At 69.9% G+C, this 17,307-nt stretch carries 18 protein-coding genes and 1 riboswitch; of the genes, 13 read left to right on the forward strand and 5 right to left on the reverse strand.

Annotation, left to right across the window (positions count from 1 at the left end):
* Window positions 1-2: 2 nt before the first annotated feature.
* A complete protein-coding gene (locus IEY21_RS04605; protein WP_188901855.1) occupies window positions 3-815 on the reverse strand; it encodes a GNAT family N-acetyltransferase in 813 nt (270 codons plus the stop codon).
* An 81-nt stretch (window positions 816-896) separates the two neighbouring features.
* Between IEY21_RS04605 and mntA the strand changes: the two genes are divergently transcribed.
* The 3 genes from mntA to IEY21_RS04620 all read left to right on the forward strand — a co-directional run bounded on the left by mntA (window position 897) and on the right by IEY21_RS04620 (window position 4,408).
* The gene (gene mntA / locus IEY21_RS04610) at window positions 897-1,619 is read left to right on the forward strand and encodes a manganese ABC transporter ATP-binding protein MntA (RefSeq protein WP_188901857.1); all 723 of its coding nucleotides are present in this window, start codon (window positions 897-899) and stop codon (window positions 1,617-1,619) included.
* Window positions 1,620-1,694: 75 nt separating this feature from the next.
* Window positions 1,695-2,504 (forward strand): manganese ABC transporter permease MntB, encoded by an 810-nt coding sequence (gene mntB / locus IEY21_RS04615; protein ID WP_188901859.1) that lies wholly within the window; start codon window positions 1,695-1,697, stop codon window positions 2,502-2,504.
* Window positions 2,505-2,797: 293 nt separating this feature from the next.
* Window positions 2,798-4,408: an ABC-F family ATP-binding cassette domain-containing protein gene (locus tag IEY21_RS04620; RefSeq protein ID WP_229752882.1), complete on the forward strand. Its 1,611-nt coding sequence runs from the start codon at window positions 2,798-2,800 to the stop codon at window positions 4,406-4,408.
* Between the two features lie 3 nt (window positions 4,409-4,411).
* Here IEY21_RS04620 and IEY21_RS04625 read toward each other — a convergent pair whose 3' ends face one another.
* The 3 genes from IEY21_RS04625 to IEY21_RS04635 all read right to left on the reverse strand — a co-directional run bounded on the left by IEY21_RS04625 (window position 4,412) and on the right by IEY21_RS04635 (window position 6,776).
* Window positions 4,412-4,621, reverse strand: coding sequence for an HNH endonuclease (locus IEY21_RS04625; RefSeq protein ID WP_188901860.1), 210 nt, complete (start codon window positions 4,619-4,621; stop codon window positions 4,412-4,414).
* Between the two features lie 59 nt (window positions 4,622-4,680).
* Window positions 4,681-5,919: a TCR/Tet family MFS transporter gene (locus IEY21_RS04630; protein ID WP_188901862.1), complete on the reverse strand. Its 1,239-nt coding sequence runs from the start codon at window positions 5,917-5,919 to the stop codon at window positions 4,681-4,683.
* Between the two features lie 236 nt (window positions 5,920-6,155).
* On the reverse strand, window positions 6,156-6,776 hold the full coding sequence (locus tag IEY21_RS04635) for a nitroreductase family protein (protein ID WP_188901864.1): 621 nt from the start codon (window positions 6,774-6,776) through the stop codon (window positions 6,156-6,158).
* Window positions 6,777-6,864: 88 nt separating this feature from the next.
* On the opposite strand from IEY21_RS04635, the gene IEY21_RS04640 reads away from it, so the two are divergent.
* The 5 genes from IEY21_RS04640 (at window position 6,865) to IEY21_RS04660 (ending at window position 11,717) form a co-directional block, all read left to right on the forward strand.
* Window positions 6,865-7,227, forward strand: a complete 363-nt coding sequence (locus IEY21_RS04640; protein ID WP_188901866.1) for a winged helix-turn-helix transcriptional regulator — start codon at window positions 6,865-6,867, stop codon at window positions 7,225-7,227.
* 71 nt (window positions 7,228-7,298) lie between these two features.
* Entirely contained in the window at window positions 7,299-7,874 is a 576-nt protein-coding gene (locus tag IEY21_RS04645) for a hypothetical protein (RefSeq protein ID WP_188901868.1), read from the forward strand.
* Between the two features lie 116 nt (window positions 7,875-7,990).
* Window positions 7,991-8,079, forward strand: a riboswitch (ZMP/ZTP riboswitch).
* A gap of 49 nt (window positions 8,080-8,128) precedes the next feature.
* Window positions 8,129-9,661: a bifunctional phosphoribosylaminoimidazolecarboxamide formyltransferase/IMP cyclohydrolase gene (gene purH, locus IEY21_RS04650; RefSeq protein WP_188901869.1), complete on the forward strand. Its 1,533-nt coding sequence runs from the start codon at window positions 8,129-8,131 to the stop codon at window positions 9,659-9,661.
* Between the two features lie 10 nt (window positions 9,662-9,671).
* The gene (locus IEY21_RS04655) at window positions 9,672-10,559 is read left to right on the forward strand and encodes a bifunctional 5,10-methylenetetrahydrofolate dehydrogenase/5,10-methenyltetrahydrofolate cyclohydrolase (protein WP_188901871.1); all 888 of its coding nucleotides are present in this window, start codon (window positions 9,672-9,674) and stop codon (window positions 10,557-10,559) included.
* A gap of 69 nt (window positions 10,560-10,628) precedes the next feature.
* The gene (locus IEY21_RS04660) at window positions 10,629-11,717 is read left to right on the forward strand and encodes a glycosyltransferase family 4 protein (protein WP_188901873.1); all 1,089 of its coding nucleotides are present in this window, start codon (window positions 10,629-10,631) and stop codon (window positions 11,715-11,717) included.
* Between the two features lie 6 nt (window positions 11,718-11,723).
* Here IEY21_RS04660 and IEY21_RS04665 read toward each other — a convergent pair whose 3' ends face one another.
* Window positions 11,724-12,320 carry a flavin reductase family protein gene (locus tag IEY21_RS04665; protein WP_188901875.1) on the reverse strand — a complete coding sequence of 199 codons (597 nt, stop codon included), beginning with the start codon at window positions 12,318-12,320 and terminating at the stop codon, window positions 11,724-11,726.
* Between the two features lie 91 nt (window positions 12,321-12,411).
* Between IEY21_RS04665 and gltX the strand changes: the two genes are divergently transcribed.
* From gltX to rraA, 5 genes are all read left to right on the forward strand, one after another.
* Window positions 12,412-13,833 carry a glutamate--tRNA ligase gene (gene gltX, locus IEY21_RS04670; RefSeq protein ID WP_188901877.1) on the forward strand — a complete coding sequence of 474 codons (1,422 nt, stop codon included), beginning with the start codon at window positions 12,412-12,414 and terminating at the stop codon, window positions 13,831-13,833.
* A 117-nt stretch (window positions 13,834-13,950) separates the two neighbouring features.
* On the forward strand, window positions 13,951-14,373 hold the full coding sequence (locus IEY21_RS04675) for a cobalamin B12-binding domain-containing protein (RefSeq protein WP_188901879.1): 423 nt from the start codon (window positions 13,951-13,953) through the stop codon (window positions 14,371-14,373).
* 76 nt (window positions 14,374-14,449) lie between these two features.
* On the forward strand, window positions 14,450-15,646 hold the full coding sequence (locus IEY21_RS04680; RefSeq protein WP_188901881.1) for an MFS transporter: 1,197 nt from the start codon (window positions 14,450-14,452) through the stop codon (window positions 15,644-15,646).
* Window positions 15,643-16,776 (forward strand): XdhC family protein, encoded by a 1,134-nt coding sequence (locus IEY21_RS04685; protein ID WP_188901883.1) that lies wholly within the window; start codon window positions 15,643-15,645, stop codon window positions 16,774-16,776. The genes IEY21_RS04680 and IEY21_RS04685 overlap by 4 nt, the downstream gene beginning before the upstream one ends.
* 35 nt (window positions 16,777-16,811) lie before the next feature.
* Complete coding sequence (gene rraA / locus IEY21_RS04690; RefSeq protein WP_188901885.1) at window positions 16,812-17,285, forward strand: ribonuclease E activity regulator RraA; 474 nt, start codon at window positions 16,812-16,814, stop codon at window positions 17,283-17,285.
* Window positions 17,286-17,307: the final 22 nt, after the last annotated feature.

A 17,307-nucleotide genomic window follows, 5' to 3' on the forward strand; every position in this document is an offset into this window, starting at 1 on the left:
GGTTACGCACGCCGCCACAGGTAGGGAGTGCTCGTCGTGACCGGGATCAGACCGCTGCGCTCCAGGATGGGGCGGGAGAACTCGGTACAGTCGCTGTGCAGGTAGCGCACCCCCCGCTGCAGGGCCGACCGGGCGCGGGCCGCCGTCAAGGCGCGGTAAATGCCGCGGCCACGCCATCCGGGCAGGGTGCCGCCCCCCCACAGGCCCGCACATTCGGTGTTCGGAATGACTTCCAGGCGGCCCACGCAGACCACCTCCTCGGAGGTTTCGGCCACCCACAATTCTGCCCGACCGGCGCTCTGTTCCATGTGACGCATAAAGTTGTCCGCCTCAAAGGGCCGTCCGAACGCCAGTTCCTGCGCCCTCACCGCACGGACCACATCCGGATAGGGCTGGGCCTGATCATCAATGCGGCGCAGCGTCACCCCGGCCGGAAGGTGAACCGGCTGGTCCAGCCGCCGGGCCTCGCCCAGCATGACCGTTTCGGGGTCGTCCGCGTGCAGGCCGTGGGCGCGCAGACGCTGGGTCAGATCAGCGGGTGCGTCATGTCCGCGTGTCTTCCACTCGAAGAACGCGATCTGCGGATCGGCCGCGTAGTGGGCAATGGTCTGCGCAATCAGACCCTCCAGGGCCTGGCCTGCCAGCCCGTCCAGCGAACGGTAGGACACGAAGCCCCGGTTGCCGAATGTGCCGCGCCACAATGGACCTGCCCGGTCAAAGGCATCGGCCGACATCATCTCGGCCTCCTCACGCAACTGGGCGTCGTAAACGGCCCGCAGGGTCTGGATCTCGGGGGACAGAGAAGCGGTGGACATGCGCTCAGCGTATCCGACAGGCTGCCCGACCTTCTTGATACGGCTCTCGCAACAACTCTCCGACTGGAGTAAGCTGACGCGGTGCTGGGCGTAGAACATCTCACCGTGCGTTACGGGTCCCAGGTGGCCCTGGAAGACGCCACCGTCCGGTTCGAGGCCGGGACGTTCTCAGCGATCATCGGGCCAAACGGAGCGGGCAAGTCCACGCTGCTGCGGACGCTGGTGGGCCTGCTGCCCGACCATGGGGACGCCGTGCGCTTTGATGCGGGCCACACCGCGCAGAACTGCATCTCGTACGTGCCGCAGCAGCAGACGCTGGACTGGGGCTTTCCGGTGACCGTGTGGGACGTGGCGATGATGGGCCGCACCGGTCGCCTGGGCTGGCTGCGCTGGCCGGGCCGCGCCGATCGCGAGCGGGTCACGGCCGCCCTGAAAGAAACCGGCGTCTATGACTTGCGCCACCGCCACATCGGAGCGCTGAGCGGAGGCCAGCGCCAGCGCGTGCTGCTCGCCCGCATGCTCGCCCGCGACGGCCACCTGCTGCTGCTCGACGAACCGCTGACCGGCGTGGACGCGACCACCCAGGAACAGCTGATGGCGCTGCTGCGCGCCCAGGCCGACCGGGGCCGCGCGGTGGTGATGGTCACCCACGATCTGGAACAGGCCCGGCGCTGGTGCGACCACCTGATTCTGATCAACAAACGGATCGTTGCCGACGGCACGCCCGAGGAGATCTACACCCCCCACAACATTGAGGCGACCTTCAGCACCTCCCACCTGGGGCATACACATGCCGAGGCGTGAAACAGCGCGGCCCTCGCCCCTCCGTTCCCGGTGTTGTGTGGTTTCATGCACGCCTGAGCGCCGCCCCCGGACCCCATGGACTTCCTGACCGATCCCCTGCAGTTTGATTTCTTCGTGCGCGCCCTGCTCGCCGTGGTGCTCGTCAGCGTGCTGTGTGCGCTGGTGGGGGCGTGGGTGGTGCTGCGCGGCCTGAGCTACATCGGCGACGCCATGAGCCACGCCGTCCTGCCGGGCATCGTGGGCGCCTTTCTGTCGGGCGGAAACCTGCTGCTCGGGGCGCTGGTGGCCGCCATCCTCACCGCGCTGGGCATCGGCGCGGTCGGCCAGCGCAGCGGCCTGAAACAGGACAGCGCCATCGGCATCGTGTTCGTGGGCATGTTCGCGCTGGGCATCGTGATGCTGTCGCGCGTGCCCACCTTCACCTCGGACCTCAGCCACTTCCTGATCGGCAATCCGCTGGGCGTGACGGTAGGGGACCTGTGGGGCGCGCTGGCGGTAACGGCGGTGGTGGGGGCCGTGCTGGGCGCGGTCCAGAAGGAACTGCTGCTCGCCTCCTTCGACCCCACCGAGGCGCGGGCGGTGGGCCTGCCGGTGCGCCGGCTGGAAAGCCTGCTGTTGATCCTGATCGGGCTGGTGGTGGTCCTGACCGTGCAGCTGGTGGGCACGACCCTGAGCGTGAGCCTGCTGATCACCTCCAGCGCCGCCGCCCGGCTGCTCGCGCGCAGCTTGCCGCGCATGATCGCGCTGGCCGCCGCCCTGGGCAGCGTGGGCGGCGTGGTGGGCCTGTACCTCAGCTATTACCTGAACACGGCGCCGGGCGCGACCATCGTGCTGGTCAACACGGCGGTCTTTCTGCTGGTGCTCGCTTTGCGCCGCCGGGAGTGAGGGGCGCAGAGGGCGGGGCGAACCGTGGAACAGCCCGGCCCCGCCGCATGGGTTTTCAAGTGGACCACACCGCAGAACCTCACGCCGCGTCAGGGTCAAGCGGGTAAGCACTCCGGCCTAACGGCGCCGGACCGCCGTACACTGCGAGTAACGTTCCCCGGATTCTGGAAACGTTCGCCCTCCGTCCATTCAAAGGATTGTTCTCCATTGCGCCGCACCTCCCTGTAACCAGGGCTTGAAGCTGCTTCCGCCCACATGTGTCGGGACGGGGCCTCGCCCGCAGGGGGTACAACGTGCTGTTGCGCGCTACAGAAGTCGCCCGGATCTACGGCGACCAGACCATCTTTGCAGGCATCCATCTGGAGGTGGGGGCAGGAGAACGCCTCGCCCTCATCGGAGAAAACGGCAGCGGCAAGAGCACGCTGCTGCGGCTGCTCGCCGGGCTGGACGCGCCGGACGCGGGCACGCTGACGCGCACGGGCCGGGTGGCCCTGCTGACCCAGCACGCCGACGTGGAGGCGTGCACCTTGCTGGACGCCGTGACCCCCCCGGAACTGCGGGAGGCGCGGCGGGCCTTTGCGGTGGCGTCCGGTGGTCTGGCCCGCGCCGACGAGCCGGCCCTGCACGCCTTCGCGGAGGCCGAGGAAACGTACCGGCAGGCGGGCGGTTACGACTTTGAGGCGCGGGCGGCGGGCGTCCTGAGCGGTCTGGGCCTGCCCCTGTGCCCGGACGCGGATGGAGGAGCGCTGTCGGGCGGACAGCTGCGGCGGGTGATGCTCGCGCGGCTGCTGCTTGCGCCCGCCGACGTGTACCTGCTCGACGAGCCGACCAACCACCTCGACGCCGACGGCGCGGCGTGGCTGGAGGGCTGGATTCAGGCGTCGGACGCGGCCTTTGTGCTCGCGAGCCACGACCGCGCGTTTCTGGACACCGTGGCCACCCGCACGGCCGAGCTGCAACGCGGCACGCTGAGCATTTATCCCGGCGCGTACACGGCGGCCATGACCCTCAAGGCGTCGTTGCGGGAGGCGCAGACGCGGGACCACGCGGCGTACCAGCGCAAACGGGCGGCGCTCGACGAGGACCAGCGGCGGCAGGCAAGCAAGGGGGCCGTGGAAGAAAACCGGCGCCGGGCCCGCGACAACGACAAGTTCCTGTCGAGCCACAAGGCCGGGCGCGCGCAGCAGATCTTCTCGGCCCGGGCCCGGGCCATGCAAAGACAGATCGAGCGGCTGGACGCCCAGGCCACCGCCCGGCCACACCAAGATCGCCGCACGGTGCGCCTGAACCTGCCGCCGGCCCCACCCGGCCCCGCCGAGGTGCTCACCGTTCGTGATCTCGGGGTCCGGCGCGGCGACCGGCCCGTGCTGTGCGGCGTGCGGCTCGGCGTGCGGCGGGGAGAACGCATCGCCCTGACCGGGCCGAACGGCGGCGGCAAGTCCACGCTGCTGGGCGCTGTGCTCGGCACCCTGCCGTGCAGCGGCGCCGTGCGCTGGGGACCGGGCCTGAGCGTGTACGCGGCGGGCCAGCACGCCGAGGAGCTATCCGGCCTACGGACCGTGGCGGACGCGCTGCTGGACGCCAACCCGGACCTCACCCCACACCAGCTGCACGAGGTCGCGGCGGGGCTGGAACTGCCCGGTGGCCCGGCCTTTGCGCTCGCGGATCTGTCGGGCGGGCAGCGCACCCGCCTGAGTCTGGCCCGCCTGAGCGTGACCCGGGCGCAGGTGCTCGTGCTGGACGAGCCGACCAACCACCTGGACCTCCGCGCGATCGAGGCCCTGGAAACGTTGCTGCTGGGCTTTCCCGGCACCGTGCTGCTGGCCAGCCACGACCGCGCACTGACCGGGCGGGTGGCGACACGCATCTGGGAGGTGGGCAGGGGCGAGGTTCAGGAGGTGTGAGGGTTACTGGAGGCGGTCGCTCTTGGCCAGATTGTGGCGCGCACACAGCAGCTGAACGTTGTGTGCCGTGAGCGACGTGCCTCCCCAGGCGTACGGCAGGATATGGTCAAAGTGCAGCTCGTCGGTGGCCCCGCACTGTACGCACGCCCCGCCGTCGCACTTCCAGACCTCCACCTTGACGTGGGCGGGAATGGTCCACCGTCTTGCGGTCATGTCGCGCGGGGCGTCGTGCCCCTCGCAGAAAAGCACGGTCCCGTCGGCGCTGGATAAACTCAGTCGGTGGCTCCCTGCACGGCCACGGCCGGCGGCGTGCGGCGCAACACCGACCAGATCAGCAGCGTGCCCGCCACCGAGAAGGCCGCGCCCATCAGGAAGGCCGCGCCCGGCACGCGCACCTCCGCTCCCCCACCGTTGAAGTACGCGAACACGGCGGTGGCGATCAGCGGCCCGACCACCCCGACCAGGCTGTTCAAGCTGGTGATCGCGCCCTGCACCCGCCCCTGCTCGGTTTCGTCCACCTGACGGCTGATCAGGCCCTGGATGGCCGGATTGGCGAGGCCGCCGCCCGCCCCCACGACCAGCGAGGCGTACAGCACCGGCGCGCTGCGCGCCACGCTGAGCACCAGAAACTCGGCGGTGGACAGGATCAGCCCGAGCAGAATGGTGCGCCGCTCGCCCAGGGCGCGGATCGCCGGGCCGATCAGACCGCCCTGCACCACCGCCGTCAGCAGGCCGAAGACGGCCAGGGCCGCGCCGTTTTGCAGCGGGGTCCAGCGCAGCACCCCCTCGGTGTACAGCACCCAGGTGCTGAAAATGACCTGCCCGGCCAGGCCCAGCAGCACGAAGGTCAGGGCCAGGTTGCGCAGCAGCGGGTACTCGGTAAGCGCCCGCAGCGGCGTGAACGGATTGAGGTTGCGCCGCTGCAGCCGCTTGCCGCGGGCAGAGGCCGGCAGCGATTCGGGCAGCACGAAAAAGCCATACAGCAGATTCAGGCCGCTCAGGGCCGCCGCCGCCAGGAACGGCACCCGCAGGCCATATTCGCCCAGCACCCCGCCCAGCGCCGGACCCAGGATAAAGCCCACCCCGAAGGTCGCGCCGAGCAGGCCAAAGTTCTTTGCGCGGTCCTGCGGCGCGGTCACGTCTGCGATGTAGGCGTTCGCCACCGTCAGGCTGGCCCCGGTGATCCCGGCGATCAGGCGGCCCACGAGCAGCCACCACAGGCTGGGCGCAAAGTACAGCAGCAGGTAGTCCAGCGTGACCCCCAGCAGGCTCAGCAGCAGCACCGGCCGCCGGCCGTAGCGGTCGCTGAGGGTACCCAGAATCGGCGCGAAAACAAACTGCATCACCGCGTAGGCGGCGGTGAGCAGCCCGATGTCGCGCGCGCCCGCCACCTCCGAGCCGGCAAGGTCCTTGACCAGCCCCGGCAGCACCGGAATGATCAGTCCGATGCCCATGATGTCGATCAGGGCAGTGATCAGAATGAAGATCAGGGCGGCGGGGCGTCGTGACATGGCAACCTCGGGCGCGAGAAGGGGAAAACAGGTGAGGAAACAGCACGACGCCAGACCGCTGGCACACCGCGCCGTAATGTAATTACCCGCACGAATTCCGTCAATAACTGAACTGGCCTAAACGTTTCTGGGGTGTGTTGCGGGCCCGGCGGGAAGGCCGTGACCACGGCAGGCCGCCTCCTGGGGGAAGCGGCCTGCCGCAAAAACCGGGCCGAAGGGCTCAGTGGGCTGGGGGCTCAGTAAAAGGTGGTGATGCGCTCCACGCTGTGGCGATGGTGGGGAAAGCCGTCCTCGGCGCGCTTGCCGATGGGCAGCATGCCGGCGAACTGAACGTGCTCGGGCAGGCCCAGCAGCCCGCGCACCTTGTCGGGCTGGAAGCCCAGCATGGGAACGGTGTCATAGCCCAGGCTGCGCGCGGCCACCATCAGGAAGCCGAAGGCGATGTTCGCCTGGCTCAGGCCCCACTGACCGCGCTGGGCCACGTCCTGGGCTCCAAAGGCACCTTCAAAAGTCTTGCGCTGGCCGCTGCGGCCCTCTTCACCCATGCCGGGGTGCGCGGTTTCCTCCACCGTGTTCAGGGTGTCTTCCATATCGCTGTAAACGACGATCACGGCGGGCGCGTTTGTGACCTGGCCCTGGCCATAGGCGGCGGCCTGCAGCTCGGCCTGGAGTTCAGGGTTCTGGATCACGGCAAAGCGCCACGTCTGGGCATTCCAGGCGCTGGGGGCCAGGCTGGCCAGGCGCAGGATTTCGCGCAGGTCATCCTGGTTCATGGGCTCGGGCAGATACTTGCGAATGCTGCGGCGGCTCTCGATGGCTTCGGTGACACTCAGGGGACGGGAAGTGGTCGCGGTCATGTCCGCAACGCTACCCTCACCACTTTGAAATGTCAAGCGGTGTAACGTTCACCCCAGTTTAGTTGGCGTTTAGGTGTAGAATCCGGACATGAATCCCGAACACACCGCCTCTGGACATGGCAACTTCTGCCCGGTCTACCGGGCCATCGGCGTGTTGCAGGAGAAGTGGGTGTTGCACATCGTCCGCTCTCTGCTGGACGGCGAGAAGGGCTTTAACGAGCTGGCGCGTGCGGTGGGCGGGTGCAACAGCGCCACGCTGACCCAGCGCCTGGAACACCTGGAAGCGCTCAGAATCATCAGCAAGCGCACCGAGGACACCCACGGCAAGCTTGCCCGCAGCGTGTATACCCTGACCTCCGCCGGCCGTGAGTTGCAGGGCGTGATCGACGCCATCGACACCTGGGGGCGTGCCAACCTGCAAGAGGAGAAGCCCCAGCTCCAGCCGGCCTGAACTTGGACCCTGTGGCCCGGCGTGAATGAACCCGCAAGCCCGGCCCCGACCCGGCCGGTTTACGCTGGGGCATGAGTCTCAAGGACAACTTCACGCCCGACGAATGGTTCAAGATCATGGCCGGCCCCGGACGGGCAGGCGCGGCAGTGGTGGCTGCCAGTCCCAGCGGCCTGACCGGCCTGCTCGCCGAGGCCCAGGCCATTGCGGCTGCCGTGCGCGAGAGCGTGAGCCGCGAGGGACGTACCCCCCTCATGGAGGCCATGGCCGCCGACCTGCTGGGACAGCCCGCTGCCAAAGCGCCCGAGGCCGACCCCGCCCGCAACCTCGATGAGGTCCGCGCCCAGAGCCTGGAAGCGGTGCGGCAGGCGATGTGGCTGGTGGATGCCAAGACCAGCGCACAGGACGCCGCCGCGTACCGGGACATGCTCCTGAGCGTGGCCCAGCGCACCGCCGAGGCGGCCAAGGAAGGCGGCTTTCTGGGCTTCGGCGGTGAGCGGGTCAATGACAGGGAACGCGCCGTTCTGGACGAACTCCGTTCGGTGATCGGCGGCCCGGAGCAGGAGCCCAGGCGGGCGGTGGTGACCCACGAAACACCCCCGGAGACGCTTCCCGAACCCGCCCCCGACGGTTCGGGCAACAGCAACTGAGGCGTACCAGAGGCCCGCCGGCCATTCCCCTCCCCTGTCCCGGGGAGGGTTCTTTCTGTGTGCCCACAGCCCGCAGTCCCGTACTCCGCCGCTGGGCCGCCTGCTATGCTGCTTCCACGGCGGACGGCAACTGGCGCTGAACGTGGGACCACCACGGGGGAGCCGTTCGGAACACCAAGATGGATCGCGCGCCTGGGTCGGACGGCCGCCGCACACGCGGCGCGTCCGCAGTTCTCTATGACAGGAGGCGGGGCATGAGCAGACGGGCTTTGATTTCAGTGAGTGACAAGACCGGCGTGGTGGAGTTCGCGCGGTCCCTTTCGCAGCGGGGCTGGGAACTGCTCAGCACCGGCGGCACCTTCACGGCGCTCTCGCAGGCCGGGGTGCCGGTCACGGCGGTCAGCGACGTGACCGGCTTTCCCGAGATGCTGGGCGGCCGGGTCAAGACGCTGCATCCGGCGATCCACGGCGGCATTCTGGCCCGGCGCGAGGCCGGACACCTCGCCGAGCTGGAGGCGCAGGGGCTGGACACCATTGACCTGGTGTGTGTCAACCTGTACCCCTTCCGCGAGACGGTGGCGCGCGGCGCCCCCGATGCCGAGGCCATCGAGAACATCGATATTGGCGGCCCGGCCATGATCCGCTCGGCGGCCAAGAACCATGCGGGCGTGCTGGTGCTCGTGGACCCGGCCGACTACGGCGTGGCCCTGCAGGAGGAGGTGCCCGCCAGCGAGCGCCGCCGCCTGGCCGCCAAGGCCTACCGCCACACCTCCGAGTACGACGCGGCCATCACCGCGTACCTGGCAGGAGAGTCGGACGAATTGCCCACACAGCTGCCGCCCACGCTGGACCTGCACCTGTCGCGGGTTGCCGAGGTACGCTACGGCGAGAACCCGCACCAGCCGGGCGCGGTCTACCGCTGGGGCGGAGCGAGCGGTCCGGTGCTCGACGCCCGCGTGGTGGCGGGCAAGCCCATGAGCTTCAACAATTACGCCGACGCCGACGCGGCCTGGGCCCTGTGCCAGGAACTGGGCGCACAGGAAGAAGGAGTCGTGTGTGTGGCGGTCAAGCACGGCAATCCCTGCGGTGTGGCGCGGGCCGACGACGCGCGGGCCGCGTGGGAACTGGCGCGCGACGCCGACACCCTGAGCGTCTTCGGCGGGGTCGTGGCCCTGAACGGCACGGTGGACCTCACGGCGGCCCAGGCGATGCGCGGCACCTTTCTGGAAGTTCTGATCGCGCCCGACGTGACGCCCGAGGCGGTCGGGTGGTTCGCCGCCAAGAAGCCGGACCTGCGCGTTCTGATCGCCGGACCCTCGGCCCGGATCAGCGTGCTGGACCTGCGCCCGCTGGCCGGTGGGTTCGCCGTGCAGGAGCGCGACGCCCGGCCCTGGGATGACCTGTGTCCCGAGGTGGTCACCCGGCGTCAGCCGCGCGAGGAAGAATGGAACGATCTGCGCTTCGCGTGGGGCGTGGTCAAGCATGCCCGCAGCAACGCGGTGGTGCTGGCCCGCGGCGGCGTGACGGTGGGCCTGGGTGCGGGGGCGGTCAGCCGCATCTGGGCCGCCGAACGCGCCGTGGCGAACGCGGGCGGGCGCGCACACGGCGCGTCGCTGGCCTCGGAGGCCTTCTTTCCCTTCGATGATGTGGTGCGGCTGGCCGCGGGCGCGGGGGTCACGGCCATCCTGCAACCCGGCGGCGCCAAGCGTGACCCCGAAGTGGTTGCCGCCGCCGACGAACTGGGCCTGAGCATGGTCTTTACCGGCTCACGGCACTTCCGGCACTAGGGTGGAAGCGATGTCCGACGCCCACCCCTCCGCCGGTTCGCCGCTGCTGGGCAAACCCCTGGCCGACGGGGTGCTTCAGGGGGTGCGCGAAGCGCTCACACAGTGGAGCGGCATGGAGCCTCCCTTCCGGCCCCATCTCGTCAGCGTGCTGGCCTCCGACGACGACGCCTCCCGGGTCTACGTGGACAGCAAGGCGCGGCGGGCGCGGCGGCTGGGCGTGGACTTCAGCGTGCGGGACCTGGGGGCCACCACCTCGCAGGAACAGCTGGAAGCGGCCCTGCGGGAACTCTCACAGGACGAGGCGGTACACGGCGTCGTGCTGGAGCTGCCGCTGGCCGCCGGCCTGGACGCAGACGCGGCGCTGCTGTGCGTGGCCCCGCGCAAGGACGTCGAGGGGCTGACGCCCGCCAACCTTGCCCTGATCGCCGCAGGCCGGGAGACCGAGGCCCTGCTGCCCCCCACGCCACGCAGCGTGCGCTTTCTGCTGCGGCGCGCGCTGGGCGACGACCTGCGTGGCCGGCGGGTGGCGGTGATCGGACCGGGCCGCACGGTGGGCCGCCCGCTGACCTTCATGCTGAACAACCGGGGCGTGACCGTCACGCTGTGCAACGAACATACCCGTGACCTGACCGGGGCCCTTGCCCCCCAGGACGCCGTGGTGGTCGCCGTGGGCCACACCGGACTGCTGCATGCCGGACACCTCCAGGCCCATCACGTGGTGATTGACGCCGGGATCAATGTTCAGGCGGACGGCACCGTGGTGGGCGACGCCCAGGCGGGGCTGCCTGTGCGCGCCCAGACTCCGGTGCCCGGCGGCGTGGGTCCGCTGACCAGCGCCCTGATGTACCAGAATCTGGTGCGGGCCGTGAAGCTGCAACGCGGCGAGGCGGTAGAATAGGGCTCTATGCCCGCTTCCAGCCATCTGAACCACTCAGGAACGAATGACTGTTGAATCCAGGCGCGGTTCATGCTGAGGGCCGCTTTCCTGACCGACGCGCCGCGTGTGGCGGGCAGCGAGGTCTGGCTGCTGGAAGTGCTGCCCCGGCTGGCCCATTACGGAATCCAGTCCAGCGTCTTCCTCCCGAATGCGGAGGCGCTGAACGAAATGGCGGCCCGACTGACCGCGGCGGGCGTGGTCGTGAACCGGTTCACGCATCCCAGCACGTTGCCCGCTCAGACCGCGGGCTTTGACGTGCGCGTGGTGCAGGCGTGGTCTCCAGGCACGTACACGAAGCTGCTGCCCGCCCTGGCTGCGCCGCGCGTGGTCATCGTCCATGACCAGCCGGATTACCACTACCCCCTGGGTTTGCGCGCCCTGTACCGCGAGATCTACCGCTACACCAAGGCCCATCCGCAACGCAATGCCGAGCGGATCGTCACGGTGTCGGACTGGGCCCGCGACTTTTTGCAGCGGCTGGGCGGAGGTGAGGTGGTGGGGCTGCGCAACGGTGTGGACCCCCAGCGTTTTCATCCGGCGACCGCTGAGGAGCGCCTGCGCCTGCGCTCGGAACTGGGCTTTGACCGCTTTACGGCGCTCGTGCCGGGCCGCTTCGCTCCTGAAAAGAACCAGCTGGCGGCGGTCCTCGCCGCACGGCACGCCCGGAAGCTGGACTTCGTGTTTGTCGGCGATATGGACTCCGGGACGGGCACGCTCGCGCGGCGCCTGGCCCAGACGCTGCAGCTGAACAACGTGCGCTTTCTGGGCCGCCGCTGGGACATGCCCGAGCTGTACCGCGCGGCGGACGCGCTGCTGCAGCCCACCCGGTCCGAGAACCAGTCGCTGGTCACGCTGGAGGCCATGGCCTCGGCGCTGCCGGTGGTCACCACGCCCATTCCTGCGCAGGCCGAGCTGATTCAGGACGGGCGGGGCGGCCTGCTGGTGCCGCCGCGTCCGGCCCTGCTCGCCCTGGCCCTGAACGCCCTGGCGCGGCATCCAGAGCGTACCCGCGTTCTGGGCGAAGCTGGCCGCCAGCACGTGCTGGCCCACCACACGCTGGAGCACACCGCCGCCGGGGTGGCCCGCATGCTTCAGGACACCGCCGACCTTTTCCGCTGAGTTCCCTCAGACCCCGGAGCGGGGGGGCGTGCCCACGGCGGCAGGCCAGCGGTAGTCCTCGGGAGGAAACTGCGCCCGGTCCTGCGTGGTCGTGACATAGGAACTGCGGCCCAGGTACACGGCGGCCTCACCGGTAAACAGCCGCTGACGGTCATAGGCCTCGGGATCGTGCCGCACCTCCAGCACCTCGCCCACGAACAGATCATGGTCCCCGGTGGGAACGGTCTGGGTGACCCGGCACAGGTAATGCAGGTAGGCACCCGCCACGGCGAGCGGGGCGTCCGGCAGGGTGTCCAGGCCCAGGCGGGCAAACTTGTCTGCCTCTCCGGGCGGCCGGTCGTGCAGGGACAGTGCGCCCGTGCCCTGCACCGCGCGGGCCTGCGCGGCGGGCAGAAAGTTGATGCCAAAGGTGCCCGAACCCACCACCAGCGGGTGGGTCGCCCGTTCCCGTCCGATCAGCACGCCGTACAGCGGTGGCTGGGCGCTCAGGGCTGTATGCCAGCCCGCCGCCATCACGTTGCGCACCCCGGCGTGTTCGGCGGTGACCAGCGCCACGGTGCCGGGGTAGTACCCGAAGAACTGCGTGCTTACTTCGCTCAACATGGCGGCAGCATACGGGGTGGGCACCGTGGCCGGCTGCCCTGGGGCGCCGCCACACGACTTGCCCATCCGGCTTCCCCATATCCTGTGCCCCATGTCTACCGTGACCCGGATTGCTCCCAGCCCCACCGGCGACCCCCACGTGGGAACCGCCTATATCGGCCTGTTCAACCTCGTGCTCGCGCGGCAGGGCGGCGGCAGGTTCATCCTGCGCATCGAGGACACCGACCGCAACCGCTACGTGCCCGACAGCGAGAAACGCATCTTTCAGATGATGCAGTGGCTGAACCTGACCCCCGACGAATCGCCCCTGCAGGGCGGAGAGAACGGCCCGTACCGCCAGAGCGAACGCTTTGACCTGTACGGCGAGTACGCCCGGCAACTCGTGGAGAGCGGCCACGCCTACTACGCCTTCGAGACGGCCGAGGAACTCAGCGCGCTGCGCGAGCGGGCGCAAGCGGGCGGCGGCGTGATCGCCGTGCCCAGCCGCGATCTGGACCCGGCAGAGGCGCGGCGGCGCGTGGAGGCCGGAGAGGCCGCCGTGGTGCGCCTGAAGGTGCCGCGCGAGGGCGAGACGGTCGTGCATGACCGGCTGCGCGACCCGATTCATTTCCAGAACGCCGAGATCGACGACAAGGTGCTGCTCAAGGCCGACGGGTATCCCACCTACCACCTCGCCAACGTGGTGGACGACCGCCTGATGGGGGTGACCCATGTGGTGCGCGCCGAGGAATGGATTACCAGCACGCCCATTCACGTGCTGCTGTACCGCGCTTTTGGCTGGCCGGAGCCGGTCTTTGCCCACATGCCGCTGCTGCGCAACGCCGACAAATCCAAGATCAGCAAGCGCAAGAACCCCACCAGCGTCGAGTGGTACATGAACCAGGGCTACCTGCCCGAGGCCATGCTGAACTTCCTGGCAACCATGGGCTGGACCCATCCGGACGGGCAGGAGATCTTCGATCTGGCCGAGTTCCAGCGGGTCTTCCGGCTGGAGGACGTCACGCTGGGCGGTCCGGTCTTCGATCAGGACAAGCTGCGCTGGTACAACGGCAAGTACCTGCGCGAGGTGCTGAGTGAGGAAGAGGTGGTCCGGAAGCTGCATGACTTCCTGCAGGCCCACAAATCCGAACTTCCGCTGGACGGGTACTTCCGCGCCGTGACCCGACTGATGATTCCGCGCATCGAGGTCTTCAGCGAATTTCTGGACAAAACCCCCTACTTCTGGTCCGAGGACTACCCGGTGAACGAGAAGGCGCAGAAGGCCATGGACGGCGCCCGGGACCTGCTGCCCGAACTCGCCGACCGCCTCAAGAACCTCCCCACCTTCGACGCCGCGGGCCTGAGCGCGATGTTCCACGCCTTTGCCGAGGAAAAGGGCCTGAAGCTGGGCAAGGTGATGCCCCCGGTGCGCGCCGCCGTTGCCGGAACGCTGGAAAGTCCCGACCTGCCACAGATGCTTGAAGCGCTGGGCCGGGACCGGGTGGTGGCGCGGGTATCGCGGGCCGCCGGCTGAGGGCCGGAATTGCGGAACGGCACCTGTTCCGTGGCCCCGCTGCACGGCCAGTCCCGGACAGCAGGGCTGGCCAGTGGGTAGAATGCAGCCAAACGCTCGTTAGGAGGAAGAATGGCTATGGAAGACCGTCGGATCAGGGTCCTGATCGCCAAACCCGGAATGGATGGACACGACCGGGGCGCGAAGGTGGTGGCGCGGGCACTGCGCGACGCAGGCATGGAAGTGGTGTACACCGGGCTGCGTCAGACCGCCGAGATGATCGTGAACGCCGCCGTGCAGGAGGACGTGGACGCCATCGGCCTGAGCGTGCTGTCGGGCGCGCACATGCACTACTTCCGCGAGGTGATGGCGCTGCTCAAGGACAAGGGAGCGCAGGACATCATCGTGTTCGGCGGCGGCATCATTCCCGATCAGGACCTGCCCCAGCTCGAGGAACTGGGTGTGGGCCGGGTATTCACGCCGGGAGCGAGCACCGAGGACGCCGCCGGTTACCTGCGCGAAGCGGTCACCCAGCGCTGGCAGGCGCAGGGCGAGGGGTGAAGATTTCCCCCGGCGTCTGGAGGTGTGCTTTGGTGGGCGGCCCGGTCCCCGACGTCCGTTCCCTTTCACATGAGCCATGAGTGAGGCCGCCCCGGCTCCCGCCGCCGCCCCCCGGCTGGAGCCGGGGCGGCTATTGCCGCTGTACTCGGCGCAGGCGCTCGCCACCGGGGCGACCACGGTCAGCACCGTGCTCGCCAGCATCATCATGGGCAGCCTGGGCCGCGAGAGCCTCTCCGGGTTGCCCAGCACGCTGATCAGCGCGTCGGCAGCGGTATCGGCCGGGGCCTTCGGGGCACTGATGCTGCGCTCGGGACGCCGGCTGGGGCTGGGGCTGGCCTTCTCGCTGGGGGCACTGGGCGCGGTGCTGGGCTTTGTGGGTGGAAAGACGGGCCTGACGTCCGTGTTTCTGCTGGGGGCGTGCATGATGGGCGCGGCGCAGGGCGGCTACCAGCAGGCCCGCTACGCGGTCGCCGAGAGCGTGCCCGAGGCGCGCCGGGGCACGGCCCTGGGCGCCCTGATGCTGATGAGCGTGCTGGGCTCGTTCCTGATGACCGGGGCCTCCCGGCCCATCGAGCGGCTGGCCGTGACCCTGGGCACCACACCCGAGGTCGTCGGCTGGCTGGTCGGCGGCGGACTGCTGGGGGTGGCCGCGCTGCTGATGCTGGTCTGGACCCCGCTGCGTGATCCCGTGGCGGCCAAAGCCACCGTGCGCCGAAGTCTGAGCTTTGCCCAGACCTTCCAGATTCCCGGCGTGCGCAGCACCGCGCTGGCGCTCGCGACCGCCCAGGGCCTGATGGTCACGCTGATGAGCCTCACGCCGCTGCGGGCGCACCACATGGGCATAGACCACACGGGCATCGCCGCGCTGATCAGCGGACACGTGCTGGGCATGTTCGGCTTCGGCTGGCTGACCGGCCCGCTGATTGACCGGCTGGGCGTGCGCGTGGGTTATGTGGGCGGGGCCGCACTGCTCGCGGCGGCGGCCCTGAGCGCTCCGCTGCCCGGCACGGCGGCGCTGGGCATCAGCATGTTTCTGCTGGGTCTGGGGTGGAACCTGGCCTTCGTGAGCGGCAGCAAGTCCCTGACCCGCTTTCCGGCGGCGCAGGGCGTGACCGATGGCCTGGGGTATGTGGCGGCGGGCGTGGGCACGCTGGCCGGCGGCTTTGTGATCGCCCGCGCCGGCTTTCCGCTGCTCGCGCACGTCTGCGCCGCCGTTGCGCTGCTGCCGCTGCTGAGCGCGTGGCGGGCCGGACGGCCGGCAGGGGCCCCATGAACGCCGCCGAGACGCGCGCGCTGCTCACGGCCCTGAACGCGGCCCTGGACCGGGGGCAGCGCGCCGCCTTCGCCACCGTGGTGGGCGTGCAGGGCAGCGCCTACCGCCGCGAGGGCACCCGCATGCTGGTCCTGGACGACGGCGCGCAGGTGTGCATGCTCTCGGGCGGCTGCCTGGAGGCCGAGGTGGTGGAGGTCGCGCTGGAGGTCATCCGCACCGGCACGCCCACCGTGACCCACTACGACCTCTCGGAGGACGCCACCTGGGGCCTGGGCATCGGCTGCGGCGGCAGCGTGGACGTGCGCGTGGAGCGGGTGAACCCGCAAGACCCGGTCACGGCGGCGTGGCTCTCGGCGCTGCGCGGCGGCGAACCGGCTGCCCTGGCCGTGCCGCTGACCGGAGAGGGCCGGATGTTCATCCCACCCGGCGGAGCGGTAACGGGCGGGCTCTCCCCCGCCGCGCTTCAGGAGTTTGCCGTAACGGTCGCCCGCGAGCGGCTGACCAGCCTGGAGCCGCGCGCCGTGACCGTGACCGCGCCCGATGGAACGCCGGTCTTTATCGACGTGAACACGCCCCCGCCCGTGCTCGTCCTGTACGGCGCCGGGCACGACGCCCTGCCGCTGGCCCGGGGCGCGCACGACCTGGGTTACGAGGTTCACGTGATTGATCCGCGCGCCGCCTACCTCACGCCGGGACGCTTTCCGGGGGCGACACTGCACGACCTCGCCCCCGAGGAACTGGACCGCTTCACGCCGCCCGCGCGGGCGCACCTCATGATCATGAACCACCACCTGGACCGCGACCGCACCTGCCTGCACCACGCGCTGAAGTCCGGGGCCGCCTACGTGGGCGTGCTGGGACCGCTGAGCCGCGCCCAGGGCCTGCTGGAAGAACTGGTGGCCGGCGGCGTGACCTTCAGCGCCGCCGAACTGGGCCGCCTGCGCGCGCCGGTGGGCCTGCGTCTGGGCGCCGAGGCTCCCGAGGAGGTGGCCCTGAGCATCCTCGCCGAACTGATGGCGTGGCGGCGCGGCTACGACGGCAGCTTTCTCAGCGGGCACGCCGGGCGCATCCACGACGCCCAGACGCACGCGGCCAGCCCCCTGCCGCACGCACCGTCCCCGGACCAGTAACCCCCCGCCGGGCGGCCCAGCCTGTTCAATGGGGCATGAGCGCCCTCCACTTCACGCCCACCAGCGACCTCAGCGACGCGCATCCCCAGGCCCAGGTCTTCGCGCCCGTCTTCCGCGACTTCGGAGGACGGGCGCGGTTTTCTGGGCCCGCCGTGACCCTGCGGGTCTTTGAGAACAACGCCCTGGTGCGCTCCACCCTGGAAACACCCGGAGAGGGCCGCGTGCTCGTGGTGGACGGCGGCGGCAGCCTGAGCTGCGCCCTGGTGGGCGACCAGCTGGCGGGGCTGGGCGTGCAAAACGGCTGGGCCGGCATCATCGTCTACGGCTGTGTGCGCGACACGGCGCAGATTGCCACCATGCCCATCGGCATCCGGGCGCTCGCTGCCCACCCCCGGCGCAGCGGCAAGGCCCAGGACGGCGAGCGCGACGTGCCGCTGACCTTCGCGGGCGTGACCGTGCGGCCCGGCGATACCGTTCATGCCGACGAGGATGGTGTTCTGCTCTTATAAAGGACCCGGAGGGCGGGCCGTC

Source organism: Deinococcus aerophilus, from assembly GCF_014647075.1.
GTDB classification, from domain to species: Bacteria; Deinococcota; Deinococci; order Deinococcales; family Deinococcaceae; genus Deinococcus; species Deinococcus aerophilus.

Excerpts from the sequence above, each read along its gene's own strand:
- IEY21_RS04605 (WP_188901855.1), bottom strand. The coding sequence starts at position 815 with ATGTCCACCGCTTCTCTGTCCCCCGAGATCCAGACCCTGCGGGCCGTT.
- mntB (WP_188901859.1), top strand. The coding sequence starts at position 1,695 with ATGGACTTCCTGACCGATCCCCTGCAGTTTGATTTCTTCGTGCGCGCC.
- IEY21_RS04625 (WP_188901860.1), bottom strand. The coding sequence starts at position 4,621 with ATGACCGCAAGACGGTGGACCATTCCCGCCCACGTCAAGGTGGAGGTC.
- IEY21_RS04630 (WP_188901862.1), bottom strand. The coding sequence starts at position 5,919 with ATGTCACGACGCCCCGCCGCCCTGATCTTCATTCTGATCACTGCCCTG.
- IEY21_RS04635 (WP_188901864.1), bottom strand. The coding sequence starts at position 6,776 with ATGACCGCGACCACTTCCCGTCCCCTGAGTGTCACCGAAGCCATCGAG.
- IEY21_RS04640 (WP_188901866.1), top strand. The coding sequence starts at position 6,865 with ATGAATCCCGAACACACCGCCTCTGGACATGGCAACTTCTGCCCGGTC.
- IEY21_RS04645 (WP_188901868.1), top strand. The coding sequence starts at position 7,299 with ATGAGTCTCAAGGACAACTTCACGCCCGACGAATGGTTCAAGATCATG.
- purH (WP_188901869.1), top strand. The coding sequence starts at position 8,129 with ATGAGCAGACGGGCTTTGATTTCAGTGAGTGACAAGACCGGCGTGGTG.
- IEY21_RS04655 (WP_188901871.1), top strand. The coding sequence starts at position 9,672 with ATGTCCGACGCCCACCCCTCCGCCGGTTCGCCGCTGCTGGGCAAACCC.
- IEY21_RS04660 (WP_188901873.1), top strand. The coding sequence starts at position 10,629 with ATGCTGAGGGCCGCTTTCCTGACCGACGCGCCGCGTGTGGCGGGCAGC.
- IEY21_RS04665 (WP_188901875.1), bottom strand. The coding sequence starts at position 12,320 with ATGTTGAGCGAAGTAAGCACGCAGTTCTTCGGGTACTACCCCGGCACC.
- gltX (WP_188901877.1), top strand. The coding sequence starts at position 12,412 with ATGTCTACCGTGACCCGGATTGCTCCCAGCCCCACCGGCGACCCCCAC.
- IEY21_RS04675 (WP_188901879.1), top strand. The coding sequence starts at position 13,951 with ATGGAAGACCGTCGGATCAGGGTCCTGATCGCCAAACCCGGAATGGAT.
- IEY21_RS04680 (WP_188901881.1), top strand. The coding sequence starts at position 14,450 with ATGAGTGAGGCCGCCCCGGCTCCCGCCGCCGCCCCCCGGCTGGAGCCG.
- IEY21_RS04685 (WP_188901883.1), top strand. The coding sequence starts at position 15,643 with ATGAACGCCGCCGAGACGCGCGCGCTGCTCACGGCCCTGAACGCGGCC.
- rraA (WP_188901885.1), top strand. The coding sequence starts at position 16,812 with ATGAGCGCCCTCCACTTCACGCCCACCAGCGACCTCAGCGACGCGCAT.